The following is a 15,977-nucleotide window of genomic DNA, read 5'->3' on the forward strand; positions in this document are numbered from 1 at the left end:
ATCCGTGGATAGAGCCCCGCCGGGAGAGCCCTGCGGGGAGGCGGCCAGCTAGCGGAGGCTTACTGAAGCAGTGACGTGGCAGCGGTAAAAGGCAGGTCGTGTGCCTGAGATACCGCCTCGCAAGTGAGCTTGCCTTTGCAGATATTCAGGCCCGCCAGCAGATGTGGGTCGTCTTTTAATGCCTGTTGCCAGCCCTTGTCAGCCAGTGCAATCACATGGGGCAGGGTCGCGTTGTTGAGCGCCAGCGTAGAGGTTCTGGCCACCGCGCCGGGCATATTGGCTACGCAGTAGTGCACCACATCATCAACCCGGTACGTGGGCTTATCGTGCGTCGTGGGCACGGACGTCTCAAAGCAGCCGCCCTGGTCAATGGCAACATCCACCAGTACCGAACCGCGTTTCATATCCTTGACCATCTCAGCGGTGATCAAGCGCGGCGCATTGGCGCCGGGAACCAGCACTGCACCAATAATTAAATCTGCTGACAGAACGGCATCCTCAAGCGCATCGGCGGTGGAATAGAGGGTCTTCACCCGACCATTGAACTGTTCGTCGAGTTGTTTCAGGCGTCCCAGCGAGGTATCCAGAATGGTGACATCGGCACCCAGGCCAGCCGCCATGCGGGCGGCATTGCTGCCGACAACGCCGCCGCCAATAACGCAGACTTTCGCGGGTGCCACACCGGGCACCCCGCCCAATAGCAGGCCGCGACCGCCGTGGGCCATTTCCATGGCGCTGGCCCCCGCCTGAATGGCCAGCCGTCCTGCGACTTCTGACATCGGAGCCAGCAGGGGGAGTCCGCCGCGACTGTCAGTAACGGTTTCGTAGGCGATGGCGATGGCGCCGGAGTTGAGCAGTGCCTGAGTTTGCGGCAAGTCCGGGGCCAGATGGAGATAGGTAAAGAGGATTTGCCCCGGACGCAGCATGGCAAATTCCGATGGCTGGGGCTCTTTGACTTTGACGATCATCTCGGCCTGTGCAAAGACCGCAGCGGCGTCGTCTACGATGCTGGCTCCGGCGCTGACATAGGCCGTGTCGTCAAAACCGATTTCCAACGCCGCGTTCTTCTGAACCAGCACACGGTGGCCGTGCTTGCAAAGTTCTCTGACAGATGCGGGCGTCAGGCCGACGCGGTATTCGTGGTTTTTAATTTCTTTGGGAAGGCCGATGATCATAGTGATTTCCTGCTGCGCTAAATAATGTGAACAAATGTTCGGAATTCACTGTAAACTGGGTCGTGGGGCAGTCGCTTGCAAAATCCCTCGCTTGTCAGGGCAATTTTGCAATCATTCCGCCATGACTTACTTATAGCTGCAAGAATCTGCGAATGCGAAATCTGGATAGAATAGATCGGGCTATTTTGGCGGTGCTGCAAGTGCAGGGCCGCATTGCCAATGTTGAGCTGGCGGAGCGCGTCGGGCTTTCGGAGTCGGCTTGCCTGCGGCGTGTGAAGCAGCTCGATGAGCTGGGCGTCATCAGCCACTACGCGGCGCATGTAAACGCCGAGTCTGTCGGGCTCGCTGGCACGGTATTTGTGAATGTGTCGCTGGCCGATCAGCGAGAAGAAAGTCTTCGCGGCTTCGAGGCGGCGATTCAGTCGGTTCCCGAGGTCATGGAGTGCTATTTAATGAGCGGCGAAGTGGATTATATGCTGAGAGTGGTTGTGGCCGGGACCTCCGACTTCGAGCGTATTCACAATCAGCTCACCCGCCTGCCGGGTGTGGCGCGCGTGCAGTCGAGCTTTGCCCTGCGTCCGATTCTCAAGCGGACGTCACTGCCGCTGCGTTGAATACCATCGGCTCGACCTTTTTATGAACAAGCCGTAATGCGCATATTGGCGAGCTTTAGCCATAATGGCTGGCTTTGTCGGTACAATCCGGGCACGACGTCAGACTTTGGGAGGGGATATGGCGCAACTGAGTTTCACGCTCAATGGTGAGCCGCAGCAGTTGGAAGTGGATGGACAAATGCCGCTGTTATGGCTGCTTCGGGATACCCTGGCAATGACCGGCACCAAGTTCGGTTGCGGCATGGGCCTGTGCGGCGCTTGCACGGTGCATCTCAATGGTACGCCGATCCGCAGTTGCAGCGTTCCCGCTATGGCGGCACAAGGTCAATCCATTACGACCATTGAAGGCTTGAGTGGCAACGAAGGTCAGTTACACCCGGTTCAAGAGGCCTGGATTGCGCTGAGTGTACCTCAGTGCGGGTACTGCCAGTCAGGGCAGATAATGTCTGCGGTGGCCTTGTTGGAGAGTAACCCGCAACCCAGCGATGCGGAGATCGATGCGGCCATGGCCGGCAATATTTGCCGCTGCGGCACCTATCCCAAAATTCGTGCGGCGATTCATCAGGCGGCCGGTGCGGTGCAGCAATTTGATCCCGCTCAGGCTAACGGGGAGGCCGTGTGATGTCAGTCAGTCGCAGAAACTTTATCAAAGGCAGCGCGCTGCTTGGCGGCTCATTGGTTGTGGGAGTCTCACTCACTGGCTGTGGTCCGACGCCGCTGCCTCATGCCGCCGCAGGTGACCTGCAACCCAATGCTTTTATTCAGCTGACGCCCCAGGGCGATTTCATTATGCAGCTGCACAAAGTGGAAATGGGGCAGGGCACGCATACCGGGCTGGCAACGCTGGTGGCGGAAGAACTGAATATGCCGCCGGAAATGCTGCGCATTGAGCATGCGCAATTCCACCCGGATTTTATCGATCCGGATTTTTACGTCATGTTGACCGGAGGCAGCTCCTCGGTCCGCACCAGCTTTACGCCATTGCGTGAAGCGGCGGCGATGCTGTCGCAGTTGCTGCGACAGGCGGCTGCAGAACAGCAGGGCATAGGCATCGAGCAGGTACAGTTGCGCGATGGCAGTCTTTATGTCGGCGACAAGCAAATTGCGCCCGGCAGTCTGGTTGAGATGGCTCGCCAGCTCCCGCAGCCGGAAACGCTTGAACTCAAACCGGCGACAGAATTCCGTTTTATTGGCAAGCAGAACACACGCCTGGATGCCCACAGCAAGTCCACTGGCACAGCGACTTTCGGCATCGATGCGCAATATCCCGGCGCACTCAGTGCCGTATTGCTGCGTTGCCCGCATTTCGGTGGCAGCCTGAAGGGGTTTGATGCCAGCGCTGCCGAGGGCAGTCCCGGCCTTGTTCAGGTTTTGGAGGTTGATGGCGCTGTTGCGGTGCTGGCTGATAACTATTGGCATGCCCGCCAGGCTGCCAACAAGATTCAGCTGGACTGGGACAAAGGCCCGCTGGCGGGTGTCAGCAGTGACGCGTTGCGCGCGCAACGCCATGAGCTGGCAAAAACCGAAGAGGGCAAGGTGGTTGAGGAGCTGGGCGAGGCCTCTGCCGCGACCGGGGAGCGTTTCGAGGTGATGTACGATGTGCCGTATCTGGCGCATGCCACGATGGAGCCCATGAATGCCTTGGCGGTGCCCACTGAGAACGGTCTGGAAATCTGGTCGGGGATGCAGGGAGTGCAGCTCGCGGTGGATGCCGTTGCGCGCGCGACCGGGCTGGAAAAATCGCAAATTCAGGTGCACAACCATTTTCTGGGCGGCGGCTTTGGTCGGCGGATTCAGAACGACTATGTGGTGGAGGCCGCACGAATTGCCCAGCTCAGTGGCAAGCCCGTGCGTCTGATCTGGAGCCGTGAAGACGATACGCGGCATGACTATTACCGCCCGAATTCCTCGGCGCTGATGGCGGCAACGGTTGATGGTGATACCGTCAGCAGCCTGCAGATAAAGGCCGTTGCACCGAGCATTTTCGGGCAGTTTCTGCCACTGATGACCCGCAGTCTGTTGCCCGCGTGGCTTCCCGGTGGCGTGCACGAAACCATCGGCGATATGGCGGCAGGCTCTGACCCGGCGGCTACCGAGGGCCTGATTCACTCGCCCTATCAATTTCCCTATAAGCGCAGCAATTATGTGATGCAGGAGCTTACGGCGCCGTTGGGCTACTGGCGATCGGTAGGGCACTCTCAAAATGCCTTCTTCATCGAAGGCTTTATCGACGAACTGGCGCACCGCACAGGCCGCAATCCCCTGGATTTCCGTCTGGCAAACATGGATAAGGCGTCCCGCCACTACCGTGTTCTCAGTGAAGTCGCTAAGCGCGCTGACTGGGGCAATCCGCCCGCGGGTCAATTCCAGGGATTGGCGGTGCATGAGTCCTTTGGCTCGGTGGTTGCCGAGGTCGTCACGGTCTCGGTGGACGGAGGCCAACTCAAGGTCCACAAGGTTGTCTGTGCGGTGGACTGCGGCATGGTGGTGAATCCCGAGATCGTCGTGGCGCAAATGGAAAGTGGCATTATTTTCGGACTGACCGCGGCGCTTAAAGGCGAAATTACCCTGCAGGATGGCGCTGTTCAGCAAAGCAACTTCCACGATTACGGTATGCTTCGGATGCCCGAAACGCCCGAGATCGAGGTCCACTTGCTGGCCAGTACCAATCCGCCCAGCGGCGTTGGTGAGCCGGGTACACCGCCCATCGCACCGGCACTGGCCAACGCGATTTTTGCGGCTACCGGTCAGCGTCTGCGCCAGCTCCCGCTGCGCTTGAGCTGAGAAAAGCTGCTATGCTCCATCGCTGTTATGCACAGTGGTGGAGCATAGTCAGCTACTGTGTCTGTTGATCTTCCAATAATAATGCGGCAGCGGTGGGCCGTAGCCTATGACTCAAGCATCCACACAAGACCCGATTCGTTACCCCTTTGCCAACGCGCCTGAAAAAGGCGAGTGGATTGCCGTTGCACCCGGTGTGTACTGGTTGCAGATGGCGCTGCCCATGGCCTTGGATCACATCAATCTCTATGTGCTCGAAGACGAGAACGGCTGGTATATCGTCGATACGGGCATGAAATGGGGGGATACTCAGGAACGCTGGCGACTGTTGTTTGATAATCAGATGGCTGGCAAACCCTTGCTCGGGGTCATTTGTACCCATATGCATCCCGATCACATCGGGCAGGCGGGCTGGCTGTGCCGGGAGTTCCGGGTGCCGCTGTATATGAGCTTTGGGGAGTATGTGAGCTCGAGAATGTTCAGCAGCATGGGCGAAGGTGATCTCGAGTGGACCACGGCCCAGTATTTTCAGCGCTCGGGCATCCCGTCTGAAGCCATTGAAAAAATGCGCGCCAAATTCAAAGGTTTTGGCAATATCGTTGAGCCCATGCCCAAAGCCTATCAGCGTCTGAAAGACGGGCAAGTGCTCAATATTGGCGGGCGGCGCTGGCAGGTGATGACCGGCAGCGGGCATTCGCCTGAACATGTCAGCCTGTTCTGCGCCGATGACAAGCTGCTGCTGTCCGGCGACCAGATTATTCCCCGTATCACCTCTAACGTCAGTGTGATGCCCGCTGAGCCGGACGCCAACCCGCTGGCGGACTGGTTCGCTGCGCTGAGCCGTTTCCGCGAGGCGCTGCCCGCCGATACCCTGGTAATGCCTGCTCACAATGCACCGTTCTACGGTGTGCACTACCGGCTGGAGTATCTGGTCGATCACCACAAAGGGCATTTGGCCGCGGTGGAAAAGGCCTGTGAAACCCCGAAAACGGCCGTGGAGCTGTTCAGTGTGCTGTTTGCCCGGGAGATTGAAATGAACCAGTTAACGCTGGCACTGGGTGAATCGGTAGCCCACTTGCACTACCTGTATTACCAGGGGCGCTTGAAGCGCGAGCTGGACGAGCAGGGCGCCTATCGCTACAGCAGTCTCGATCCCGATGGCAGCCCCTATGCACGTTGTCCCCATGAGCCCGATGATGGCCCGCTGGAGGTTTGACGATGTCGGACTGTGTTTTTTGTCGGATCATCGCGGGCGAGCTGCCCTGCCATGAAATTTATCGAGACGAGTCGCTGATTTGCTTTCTCGACATTGCCCCGGCATCACCGGGCCATACCTTGATTGTCCCACTGGCCCACCACGACGACCTGTTCTGTATGAGCGAGCAGGCGTTGGCTGCCGTTGCTGAATTCTCCCGCCGCTTTGCACCGCTGCTGAAACAGCACTGCGATGCTGACGGCATGGGGGTGTATCAGTTTAACGGCGCCGAAGCGGGCCAGACCGTTTTTCACTATCACATGCATCTGGTGCCTGCCTACGCGGGGCGGCCCGCCAAGGCTCACGGCCGGGAACCGGGTAAGCCTGAGGAACTGGCGGAACTTGCCGGTGAATTGCGCGAAGCCCTGAAAAACGCCCTGTGATTTGACCGATTTTGTCCATGCGCTGGCGTCTAATGCTATTGAGGCATCACTGGCTTGCCCCGAGAATGTGCCCACACAACGAAAACAAGGAGCCATGCCATGCCAATGCCCAGTGACATCAAGGTCGTTGATCTGATGCTGAGTGTGCCCGGCGAAGATAACAGCCAGTGGTACGAGTTCATGAAGCCGCTGCTGATGGACGAAGAGAGCCGCACCATGTTCAAAATGCCGGCTCAGTACATGTTCAAAGACATTCCCGATACCGGCAAAAAAGAAGATTACGTTGCTTACACCGTCGAGCAGATGGATAAGCACAATATTCAAATCGCCATGCTGGGCATCGACGATCACAACGAAGTGGCGAAAGAAGCTCTGCGCCGCCACCCGGATCGTTTCATTTGCAGCTACGAAGCCAATCCCAACAATGGCATGGAAGAAGTGCGCAAGATCGTGCGCCTGCACGAGGAATACGGCATCAAGGCGGTGACCGGCTTCGCATCGGGCCTGTGCCCCCAGGTGCCCTACAACGACAAACGCTGGTACCCGATCTACGCCAAGCTGGTGGAGCTGGATATTCCTTTCTGTCCCTGTGTCGGCGTTCCCGGTCCGCGTCTGCCGATGGCACCACAGAAAGTCGAGCTGCTGGATGAAATCTGCTGGTTCTTCCCCGAGCTGAAAGTGGTCATGCGCCACGGCGCCGAGCCCTGGGAAAAGCTGGCCTGGAAGCTGATGCTCAAGTACCCCAACCTGTATTACATGACCAGCGCCTTTGCGCCCAAGCACTACCCGCAGGAAATCGTCAATTTCGCCAACAGCCGCGGTGCGGACAAGGTGATGTACGCTGGCTATTTCCCCATGGGCCTGTCGCTGGACCGCATCTTTAAAGACATGCCCAACGTGCCCTTTAAAGACGAGGTGTGGCCGAAGTTCCTCAGCGAAAATGCGCGCCGCGTGTTCAAGCTGGACTGATCTCACCCCGATGGGTCATGCAGTACAAAACGGCAGTCACTAGACTGCCGTTTTTGTTTCTGCGCTTGCTGTTTTGCCCAGGCGGCACATAACAACAATAAACGAGGAAAACCACCATGACGCTCAGCCTTCAGGAAATGTCCGACCGTTTTGAAATTCAGGACATGCTTTATCACTACGCCGATATTATTGATCGTCAGGCGGCCGATGAGCTTCGCGATGTATTCACCGATGATGCGGCGGTGGACTACAGTGCCTTTGGCGGTGTGGTCGGAGATCTCGAGACCACGATTGCCTTTCTCAAAGAAGCGCTGCCGGCCTTCAGCAACACCCAGCATCTGAATGCCAATGTTCAGATTCGCGTGGATGGCGACCGCGCCACCGGGCGGGTGATGTGCTTCAACCCGATGGAAATGCCCATTGGCGATGAAAAACAGGTGTTCATGCTCGGCCTGTGGTACGTCGACGAGTACCGCCGCACGGAGCAGGGCTGGCGGATTGCCAGCCGCTGCGAGGAAAAAAGCTGGGTGTTCAACGTTCCAGACTTTATGGCGCTGTAAGCCCGTCAGCCCGGCAGTTCTGTCGGGCCAATCTCGGCGGCTGAACTGGGCTTGTCAGCTTTAGCCAGTTTGCTTTTTGCCTCTGCCGGCACAAAGCTCACCACGACATCGCCTCGTTGCAGATGCCGGGTGCCTTTGCTCATCCACTCCAGCTTGCCGTTTTCGGGAATCAGCGCCAGCTGCACGGCGTTGTCTGGCAAGCTCTCCAGAAAAGCGGCTTCGGAAAAGCTGTCGGTGATGCTGGTTTTGCGAAAGCCCCAGCCGCGAATCAGTCGTGTCCACATTTCGGCGTAGGAAACCGGCTGCGAGAACGCGGTGATACCGCGTCGGGTCTCCGGAACCTGGTGTTTCTCGCGATCGCTGCCGGCGTCATGGGGCTGGAATACCCGGTGGCGGCCAATATGCGGGGCGTAGTGATTACAGACCATGGAGTTGTAGTGGTTGTTGCCTGTGGCGGCTAACACGGTGTAGATGTTATCCAGGGCCATGGCTTCCTCAGCCATGTCGGAGAGCACTTCGCCAAACCAGGTTTCAATCCCTTGTTGACGTGCGGTTTGCAGGCGCGCCCACTCGCTGTCGGCGATAATCACGTCCTGTTTGAGGTTCTTCAGCACCAGCGCCAGTTCAATGGCCCAGGGCGACGCCCCGACAATTAATACACGTCCCTTGCCGGGGGAGCCCAGTTTCAGCATCCGGGTCAATGGGCCGAGAGAAAAGCCGTGGGCTAGTACCGTCACGAAAATCAGCATGAAGACCGCGGGCACCAGATATTTGGCATCCTCAAAACCCGCCTCGATCAGCGCCGGGGCGAAGGCCCCTGCAGAGGCGGCCGCCACCACGCCGCGCGGGGCAATCCAGCCAATTAACAGGCGATCGCGCCAGTCGCAGCCAGCGCCAATAGTGGCCAGATACACCGCCGCCGGGCGCACAATAAACAAAAATGCGGCAACCATCAGGATCAGCGGCATATGAATGGCGCGCAAGGTGTCGAGGGTGAGTGAGGCGGTCAGCACCACAAACAGAAAGGACACCAGGATCAGCGTCAGGTATTCCTTGAAACGGCGCATCTCCTCAAGGCTGCGAAGGCGCATATTGCCCATCACAATGCCCATCAGGGTGGTCGCGAGCAGGCCGGATTCGTGCTGCACGAGGTCAGCCAGCGCATACACCGTCAACACTGACGCGATAATTGAGGGGGCCTTAAGGTATTCGGGAATCCAGCCTTGCCGGAAACACTGCGCCAATGCCCAGGCCATACCGCCGCCCAATGCAAATGACACCGAGACGGCCAGCGCCAGACTCGTCAGTACATGGCCCATGGCCGGACCTTCACCGGAGTAGAGCAGATACTGGTAAACCAGCACTGCCAGTAATACGCCGATGGGGTCGTTGATAATGCCTTCCCATTTCAGGTACGACGCCGTGCGGCGATTCAGCTTGGCATGTTTCAGCAAGGGCATGATGACCGTGGGACCAGTAACAACCAGGATCGCGCCGAGCAGGGCGGAAACCCCCCAGCTGATTTGCCCGACGAAATGGGCAACGGCAGTGCCGATACCCCAGGCCAGAATCACGCCGACAGAGGTCAGTCGGCGTGTGACTTTGGCGGTTTCCCGCAATTCATGGAACTGGAGGTTGAGTCCGCCCTCAAACAGGATGATTGCCACAAACAGGGACGTGACGGCTTGTAATCCTGCCCCGAAATCCTGTTGTGGAGAAATCCATCCGGTCAGTGGTCCGACCAGTAGACCGGCAGCGGCGAGCAACACAATGGCTGGCAGCCGAAACCGCCAAGCCAGCCACTGGCAGCCGATACCTAAAACAAGAATACTGACCAACGCATGGGTCATAAAACGGAACACTCCAAAACAAAAAGCGCCACCTTGTCACGACTGACAAGGGCAAGTAAAGCTGGGACGGTATTCATACTTTCGCCCCGGCAAAGCTCGTATGATGGCGCCATCGACACAGAGAGAAAAGCATGAACATGCCATTGCCGCGTTTGGCAGCGGGACTGATCGTTAGCTTAAGTTTACTCAGCGCCTGCAGTATGAGCCCCAGCGAGCCACAGACCCTGTACGCAGAATCCGGACAGCCGGTGCAGTTCACAGGAAGCATGCACAGCGGTTTACCTGCAGAAGGTCAGCTCAGTTTTGCTAACGGCAGCCAGTTCGAGGGCCGTTTTGATCGCGAGGGCTTCCCCGCGAAAGGGCGACTGACGCAACACTATGTCGACGCGGAGGGCGAGACGCTGACGCTTATCCTCGAGGGGCGTTTCAAGCACCGTGGCAGCAGTCAGCGTCTGGAATTCAAGGGTGATTTTCAAATCAGTGACAGCGAAGGGCGGCTGTTGGCCGAAGGACGGGAGAGTGTTTGGGGCAGCGATTATCGCTCACCGCTGTTCCGGCTACCGCCGGCCTTGTTCGCCCTGGATGGGCAGCGCCACTACCGCCAGTATCGCCGCGATATCAGTCCGGCCAGTGATCCTCGCCGCTTTCTGACCGTGCACCGTCCCATGTCCGGGCCGTTTATTGTGAATGCCCGCTACGAAGAGGGCTTGCCTCGGGGTGTCGCTAAAGTCTCCGCCGAATTGAGCGACGGTGCTCGCTATGTGGTTGAGCGCCAGTACTTCAATTATCAGCTGCCTAATCAGCGAAACCACTACTACTATTTTGAGCCGGGCAGTTATGAGCGCGTCAGCGTCATTGGTGAGTGCGAAGCGCCAAACATCACGGTGCCTCGCGAGTTGATCAGCGTCTACGCCTACGACTGTGACGACGGTAACTTCTACGCCTTGAGTGAGTCCATGCCAGCATCGGTGCTGAGCATTGCCGCTGAGCAGTTGGACAACAGCGGGCGTTTTCATCAGATCCGTATTCTGCATCATGGCAACACCAGTGAATTCGAGGTTGATGCCGAGGCGCTGCTGAGAGGCGAACTACTCGCCGACGGGCTTTATACCGAGTGGCACTACGGTCAGTTACACGCCGCCTACATGGCCAGCCACGGCCAGCCAGTGGGGGTCGGTATGGGGCTGGCGCATCACACCGAATCCGTGTTTGTCAGCCATCGATTGGAAAACAGCCAGACAGAGTTCCCATCGACCAGTCTCATCGAAACCCTTAAAGTCAGTGCCACAGAGCGACAGCAAGCCATGCGTCAGGACTTTGCGCGCTTGATGGTGGGCAGCCGTCTGAGTGAACGCCGTGCCGAGCAGTTAAAGGCTGCGCTGGAGGCGCACATCGCAGCACCGGCGCCATCGATGATGGCCGACTATCTCGGCCTGATCAGCTTGTACCAGCAATGGCAGACCGAGGCAGCGACCATGGTCGATAACTGGCCCTGGCAAAGCCGTCGAAATGCCACGGATATCGCGCGGCTGCGCGACGCGCTGCTCGGCAAATTAGCGATGTACCGCGAACGTCAGGAGTCGTTGCTCAACGACGCGGCGCGACTGCACTGCCTGGCGTCCGGGCAGCGTTTTGATGCCCTGCGCTGGGAGTGTCGACTCGAGCCCGAAGCGGCGATTTTCGAGCTGTGTCAGCACACCTATGGCATCAATCGCTGCGAAGCCATGCAGACGGCCTTGCAGGCGAATGCGGCCGGGCAGCAACCCTGAATTCTCTCTGGCCTTGCCGACAAAACCCTCTACAATGAGCGGCTTTTTCGCCAAGGCCTGTCACTGGATACCGAATTATTATGTGGTTTAAAAACCTGCTTGTTTACCGTTTTACCCGTCCTTTCACCACAGAACTTGATGCACTGGAAGAGCAACTCACCGCCGCCGCCTTCACGCCATGCAGCGGCACACAGCCCAGCAGCATCGGCTGGAGCAAGCCCCTTGGCGATGCCGGCGAGCTGTATCACCACGCCACCGATGGCTGCATCATGCTCTGTTTGAAACAGCAGGAAAAAGTGCTGCCCTCTGCGGTGATCAACGAATTTCTGGACGACAAGGTTCGCGAAATCGAAGCCAATGACGGCCGCAAGCCCGGCCGCAAAGAGCGCAGTGAGCTGAAGGAAGAAATCACCTTTGAACTGCTGCCCAAAGCCTTTGCGCGTTCGCGTCGTCTGTACGCCTATATCGACACCCGCAGCGGCCTGCTGATGGTCGACAGCGCCTCACACAACCGTGCCGAGGCACTGTTGAACCTGTTGCGCGAAACGCTTGGCAGCCTGCCGGTCATTCCGCTCAAGGCCAAAAACATCGCTCAACACATTCTTACCGAATGGGTGCGCAGTGGCAGCCCGGCGGGCTTTGCGGTTGGTGGCGAGTGTGAGTTGCGCGATCGCGCTGATGAGAGTGCCGTGATTCGTGCCAAGAATCAGGACCTGTCGTCGGCACAAATCCAAAGCCACCTCGACTCTGGCATGTTTGTCAGCAAACTCGCTGTGAGCTGGCAGGAGAGCATTGATTTTGTTGTCGACGATCAGCTCAGCTTCAAGCGCCTGAGCTTTACCGATTTGGTTCAAGAGAAAGCCGACGACGTGCACACCGATACCATGGCGGAACAGTTCGATGCTGACTTCAGCATTATGGCCGGGGAGTTTGCCAAGTTTGTTCCGGCGGTACTGGAAGCATTTGGCGGCGAAGAGCAGGGCGAGGCAGAGGCGCAGCCCGCAGGCTGAGAGAACCGGCGGCGCCACAGTGGGCGCCGCCAACTCGCTTTTATTTGCGAGTGATTTTGTCCAGATAACCCATCGCAAATGCCGACACAACAAAGGTGATGTGCAGCAGCAGGTACCACATGATCTTGTCGTTATTGATCTGCTGGGCATTCATGAACACCTTCAAGAGGTGAATCGACGAAATCGCCACAATCGACGCCGCCACCTTATTCTTCAGCGACCCCGCGTCCAGCTTGCCCAACCAGCCCAGCTTGTCGGCGTCATCATCCACATCCAGCCGCGATACGAAATTCTCGTAGCCCGAGAACATCACCATCACAATCAGTCCGCCGACCAGCGCAATATCAATCAGCGACAGCGTCACCAGTACCAGATCGCTTTCCTTCATCTCCAGGATGTGCGGGAAAACGTGCAGAATCTCCTGGAAAAACTTAATACCCAGCGCCAGCAGCACCAGGCTCAGCCCCAGATAAATCGGCGCCATAATCCAGCGCGAGGAATACATCAACTTCTCAAACAGCTTTTCCATGAGGCTCTCGGTTGCATATAAGGGATGGGGAAATCGGCGCAAATAATAGCGGTGGCGGGGGGAAGACTCAACGCTCGGTGCTGGTACAATCCTCTGTTGCCCACCCGGTAACGCACTTAACAGTAGGATGAAAACGCAGCATGGCCAGGACGACAACTGCCAAAACGAACCCGCCGAAAAAGAAAGCCCCCGCCAAACAAAAGAGCTTTGAGCAAACCCTGTGGGACACCGCCGACAAACTGCGCGGCACGGTGGAGTCCTCTGAGTACAAGCATGTGGTGCTCAGCCTGATCTTCCTCAAGTTTGTGAGTGACACCTTCGAACAGCGCAAGCAGCAGCTTATCGACGAAGGGCAAGGCGACTACGTGGACATGGTGGAGTTCTACACCATGAAAAACGTGTTCTACCTGCCAGAAGCGGCTCGCTGGTCATCTATCCAGAAACAGGCCAAGCAAGACGACATCGCGGTGAAGATCGATACCGCACTGCACACCCTGGAGAAGAACAACCCCGCGCTGAAAGGCGCCTTGCCCGACAACTACTTCTCCCGTTTGGGCATTGATGTGAGCAAGTTGTCGGCGCTGATCGACTCCATTAACAATATCGACACCCTGGTGCGCAGCGATATGGCCAGCCCGGAGCAGCAGGCCGCCAGCGAGCTGGATATTGTCGGGCGGGTGTATGAGTACTTCCTGGGTAAGTTTGCCGCCACTGAAGGCAAGGGCGGGGGCGAGTTCTATACCCCCAAGTGCGTGGTTAACCTGCTGGCGGAAATGATCGAACCTTACCACGGCAAAATCTACGACCCCTGTTGTGGCTCGGGCGGCATGTTCGTGCAGTCGGTTAAGTTTATCGACAACCACCAGGGCAACAAGAAAGACATCTCCATCTATGGCCAGGAGCAAACCAGCACCACCTACAAGCTGGCCAAGATGAACCTGGCTATTCGGGGTATCTCCGCCAATCTGGGCGAGGTGCCGGCCGATACCTTCTTTAAAGATCAGCATCCAGACCTAAAGGCCGACTTCATTATGGCCAACCCGCCTTTTAACCTGGATCAGTGGCGCGGCGCCGATGAACTCACCGACGACCCGCGCTGGTCAGGTTATGACGTACCGCCGGTGGGAAACGCCAACTATGCCTGGATCTTGCACATGGTCTCCAAGCTGTCTGATCGCGGTGTGGCGGGCTTTGTGCTGGCTAACGGTTCCATGAGCACCAACACCAAAGGCGAGGGCGCCATTCGCCAAAAGTTGATCGAGAACGACTTGGTGGACTGCATGATCGCGCTGCCGGGCCAGTTGTTCTACACCACCCAGATTCCCGTTTGCCTGTGGTTTATCACCAAAAACAAAAAGGCCGAGGCCATACCCGGCCACCCTGAGAGTAACCACCGCGACCGCCAGGGAGAAACCCTGTTTATCGACGCCCGAAATATGGGCAGCATGATCGACCGCACCCACAAAGAACTCACCGGTGATGACATTGCTGAGATTGCCCGTACCTACCATGCCTGGCGCGGTGAAGCGAAGGATGGTGAGTACGAGGACAAGCCCGGCTACTGCAAAGCCGCCACGCTGGACGACATTAAAGCCAATGACTATGTACTAACGCCAGGGCGTTATGTGGGCGCCGCTGAGATTGAGGATGACGGCATTCCCTTTGAGGAGAAAATGGCGGAGCTGACCCAGAAGCTGTACAAGCAGATGGAAGAGGCCGAGAAGCTGGATGCAGTGATTCGGGAGAATTTGGCGGGGATGGGTTATGTCCGCTGATTGGGAGTCGACTTCTTGGGGAAACCTTGTAGAGCTTAAGTACGGTAAAGCTCTCAAAGGCTACAAGGACGCCGAAGGGGAGTTCCCCGTATTCGGGACCAATGGCCCGGTTGGTTGGTGTTCACAACCTCTTTGCGCCTTTCCTAGTGTCATTGTTGGACGAAAAGGTGCGTACCGAGGCATTCATTTTTCGGATAAGCCGTTCCATGTTATTGACACAGCTTTCTACATCAACCCGAAAACAGACATCAATCTCAAGTGGGCTTACTACGCGCTTCTTCTTGTGGATATTAATGGAATGGACTCAGGGTCTGCGATCCCCTCTACAAGTCGAGACGATTTTTATGCCCTTCCAGCGCGTATCCCTAAAAGGCACGAACAGGACTGGATTGTAGATCAGCTCGATGCCCTGAACGACAAAATCGAGCTCAACCGCCAAATCAACACCACCCTGGAATCCATGGCGCAGGCCCTGTTCAAAAGCTGGTTTGTGGACTTTGACCCCGTTATCGACAATGCCCTGGCGGCGGGCAATGACATCCCTGACGCTCTGCAAGCCAAAGCTGCCAAGCGTAAAACTCTCGGCGCTAAGCGCAAACCCTTGCCAGACGGCCTACAACTGCAATTCCCAGATCGGTTTGTGTTTACCGAGGAAATGGGGTGGGTGCCGGAGGGGTGGGGTGTAAGCACTATCGGCGACGCCGTAGAGACAACAGGTGGCGGTACTCCGAGTACGAAAGAGTCCGCTTTCTGGGATGGTGGCGTACATGCCTTCTGTACCCCTAAGGATATGTCCCAGTTGGGTTCGCTTGTGCTTACCGACACCGAGAGGTACCTGACTGATGCCGGCATCGCAAAGGTGTCTTCGGGGTTGCTGCCGTCGGGTACGGTTTTGATGTCTTCGAGGGCGCCTATAGGCTATTTAGCGATCAGCAATATACCTCTCTCAGTCAACCAGGGGGTTATAGCCCTACTACCGAGTGAGTTGTATGGCCCGATGTATTTACTTTGCTGGGCGCAGAGTAATATGGATAAGGTTAAAGATCGGGCTAATGGGAGCACGTTTCTCGAGATCAGTAAGAAAAATTTTCGTCCCATTCCATTTTTGATTCCAGGCTCTGTGTCGCTAGCTGAGTTTAATCAGCAGGCGTCATCTCTATACAGCCGAATATTGGTGACTTCGGAGCAGATTAATCAGCTATCTAAACTCCGCGACACCCTGCTCCCCAGACTCCTCTCCGGCGAACTCCGCATCCCCGAGGCGGAAAAACAGCTGGCCGAGGCGCTGTAGATCATGGGTTGGGCGT

14 protein-coding genes are annotated in these 15,977 nt (G+C 57.2%); 11 read left to right on the top strand and 3 right to left on the bottom strand.

The annotated features are described in order from the left end of the window. Nucleotides 1-59: 59 nt before the first annotated feature. On the bottom strand, nucleotides 60-1,175 hold the full coding sequence (ald, locus tag AC5DB9_RS06925; protein WP_272991279.1) for an alanine dehydrogenase: 1,116 nt from the start codon (nucleotides 1,173-1,175) through the stop codon (nucleotides 60-62). Between the two features lie 152 nt (nucleotides 1,176-1,327). On the opposite strand from ald, the gene AC5DB9_RS06930 reads away from it, so the two are divergent. From AC5DB9_RS06930 to AC5DB9_RS06960, 7 genes are all read left to right on the top strand, one after another. Continuing rightward, on the top strand, nucleotides 1,328-1,789 hold the full coding sequence (locus AC5DB9_RS06930; RefSeq protein WP_272991278.1) for an Lrp/AsnC family transcriptional regulator: 462 nt from the start codon (nucleotides 1,328-1,330) through the stop codon (nucleotides 1,787-1,789). Nucleotides 1,790-1,907: 118 nt separating this feature from the next. Further along, nucleotides 1,908-2,411, top strand: coding sequence for a (2Fe-2S)-binding protein (locus AC5DB9_RS06935; protein ID WP_022960263.1), 504 nt, complete (start codon nucleotides 1,908-1,910; stop codon nucleotides 2,409-2,411). Then, the gene (locus AC5DB9_RS06940; protein WP_272991277.1) at nucleotides 2,411-4,573 is read left to right on the top strand and encodes a xanthine dehydrogenase family protein molybdopterin-binding subunit; all 2,163 of its coding nucleotides are present in this window, start codon (nucleotides 2,411-2,413) and stop codon (nucleotides 4,571-4,573) included. The genes AC5DB9_RS06935 and AC5DB9_RS06940 overlap by 1 nt, the downstream gene beginning before the upstream one ends. Before the next feature lie 106 nt (nucleotides 4,574-4,679). Continuing rightward, nucleotides 4,680-5,786 (top strand): MBL fold metallo-hydrolase, encoded by a 1,107-nt coding sequence (locus AC5DB9_RS06945; RefSeq protein WP_272991275.1) that lies wholly within the window; start codon nucleotides 4,680-4,682, stop codon nucleotides 5,784-5,786. A gap of 2 nt (nucleotides 5,787-5,788) precedes the next feature. Continuing rightward, on the top strand, nucleotides 5,789-6,208 hold the full coding sequence (locus AC5DB9_RS06950) for an HIT family protein (RefSeq protein WP_272991274.1): 420 nt from the start codon (nucleotides 5,789-5,791) through the stop codon (nucleotides 6,206-6,208). Nucleotides 6,209-6,307: 99 nt separating this feature from the next. Further along, on the top strand, nucleotides 6,308-7,177 hold the full coding sequence (locus AC5DB9_RS06955) for an amidohydrolase family protein (RefSeq protein WP_022960267.1): 870 nt from the start codon (nucleotides 6,308-6,310) through the stop codon (nucleotides 7,175-7,177). Between the two features lie 116 nt (nucleotides 7,178-7,293). Continuing rightward, a complete protein-coding gene (locus AC5DB9_RS06960; protein WP_022960268.1) occupies nucleotides 7,294-7,737 on the top strand; it encodes a nuclear transport factor 2 family protein in 444 nt (147 codons plus the stop codon). Nucleotides 7,738-7,742: 5 nt separating this feature from the next. Here AC5DB9_RS06960 and AC5DB9_RS06965 read toward each other — a convergent pair whose 3' ends face one another. Next, on the bottom strand, nucleotides 7,743-9,587 hold the full coding sequence (locus tag AC5DB9_RS06965; RefSeq protein ID WP_273010055.1) for a cation:proton antiporter: 1,845 nt from the start codon (nucleotides 9,585-9,587) through the stop codon (nucleotides 7,743-7,745). Nucleotides 9,588-9,718: 131 nt separating this feature from the next. Here AC5DB9_RS06965 and AC5DB9_RS06970 point away from each other — a divergent pair, with 131 nt between their 5' ends. Both AC5DB9_RS06970 and rdgC read left to right on the top strand, forming a co-directional pair. Beyond that, entirely contained in the window at nucleotides 9,719-11,356 is a 1,638-nt protein-coding gene (locus AC5DB9_RS06970) for a hypothetical protein (RefSeq protein ID WP_272991272.1), read from the top strand. Nucleotides 11,357-11,436: 80 nt separating this feature from the next. Further along, complete coding sequence (gene rdgC / locus AC5DB9_RS06975; protein ID WP_272991270.1) at nucleotides 11,437-12,366, top strand: recombination-associated protein RdgC; 930 nt, start codon at nucleotides 11,437-11,439, stop codon at nucleotides 12,364-12,366. Nucleotides 12,367-12,406: 40 nt separating this feature from the next. Here rdgC and AC5DB9_RS06980 read toward each other — a convergent pair whose 3' ends face one another. Continuing rightward, a complete protein-coding gene (locus AC5DB9_RS06980; RefSeq protein ID WP_272991268.1) occupies nucleotides 12,407-12,895 on the bottom strand; it encodes a TIGR00645 family protein in 489 nt (162 codons plus the stop codon). Between the two features lie 140 nt (nucleotides 12,896-13,035). On the opposite strand from AC5DB9_RS06980, the gene AC5DB9_RS06985 reads away from it, so the two are divergent. Together AC5DB9_RS06985 and AC5DB9_RS06990 are read left to right on the top strand one after the other, a co-directional pair. After that, nucleotides 13,036-14,670, top strand: coding sequence for a type I restriction-modification system subunit M (locus AC5DB9_RS06985; RefSeq protein WP_272991266.1), 1,635 nt, complete (start codon nucleotides 13,036-13,038; stop codon nucleotides 14,668-14,670). After that, nucleotides 14,660-15,961 (top strand): restriction endonuclease subunit S, encoded by a 1,302-nt coding sequence (locus AC5DB9_RS06990; protein ID WP_272991264.1) that lies wholly within the window; start codon nucleotides 14,660-14,662, stop codon nucleotides 15,959-15,961. Before AC5DB9_RS06985 ends, AC5DB9_RS06990 begins: the two co-directional genes overlap by 11 nt. Nucleotides 15,962-15,977 lie beyond the last annotated feature (16 nt).

Source organism: Spongiibacter sp. (assembly GCF_984394615.1).

Bases quoted from the DNA above. Each gene is read 5' to 3' on its own strand.
- ald (WP_272991279.1), bottom strand. From the start codon at position 1,175: ATGATCATCGGCCTTCCCAAAGAAATTAAAAACCACGAATACCGCGTC.
- AC5DB9_RS06930 (WP_272991278.1), top strand. From the start codon at position 1,328: ATGCGAAATCTGGATAGAATAGATCGGGCTATTTTGGCGGTGCTGCAA.
- AC5DB9_RS06935 (WP_022960263.1), top strand. From the start codon at position 1,908: ATGGCGCAACTGAGTTTCACGCTCAATGGTGAGCCGCAGCAGTTGGAA.
- AC5DB9_RS06940 (WP_272991277.1), top strand. From the start codon at position 2,411: ATGTCAGTCAGTCGCAGAAACTTTATCAAAGGCAGCGCGCTGCTTGGC.
- AC5DB9_RS06945 (WP_272991275.1), top strand. From the start codon at position 4,680: ATGACTCAAGCATCCACACAAGACCCGATTCGTTACCCCTTTGCCAAC.
- AC5DB9_RS06950 (WP_272991274.1), top strand. From the start codon at position 5,789: ATGTCGGACTGTGTTTTTTGTCGGATCATCGCGGGCGAGCTGCCCTGC.
- AC5DB9_RS06955 (WP_022960267.1), top strand. From the start codon at position 6,308: ATGCCAATGCCCAGTGACATCAAGGTCGTTGATCTGATGCTGAGTGTG.
- AC5DB9_RS06960 (WP_022960268.1), top strand. From the start codon at position 7,294: ATGACGCTCAGCCTTCAGGAAATGTCCGACCGTTTTGAAATTCAGGAC.
- AC5DB9_RS06965 (WP_273010055.1), bottom strand. From the start codon at position 9,587: ATGACCCATGCGTTGGTCAGTATTCTTGTTTTAGGTATCGGCTGCCAG.
- AC5DB9_RS06970 (WP_272991272.1), top strand. From the start codon at position 9,719: ATGAACATGCCATTGCCGCGTTTGGCAGCGGGACTGATCGTTAGCTTA.
- rdgC (WP_272991270.1), top strand. From the start codon at position 11,437: ATGTGGTTTAAAAACCTGCTTGTTTACCGTTTTACCCGTCCTTTCACC.
- AC5DB9_RS06980 (WP_272991268.1), bottom strand. From the start codon at position 12,895: ATGGAAAAGCTGTTTGAGAAGTTGATGTATTCCTCGCGCTGGATTATG.
- AC5DB9_RS06985 (WP_272991266.1), top strand. From the start codon at position 13,036: ATGGCCAGGACGACAACTGCCAAAACGAACCCGCCGAAAAAGAAAGCC.
- AC5DB9_RS06990 (WP_272991264.1), top strand. From the start codon at position 14,660: ATGTCCGCTGATTGGGAGTCGACTTCTTGGGGAAACCTTGTAGAGCTT.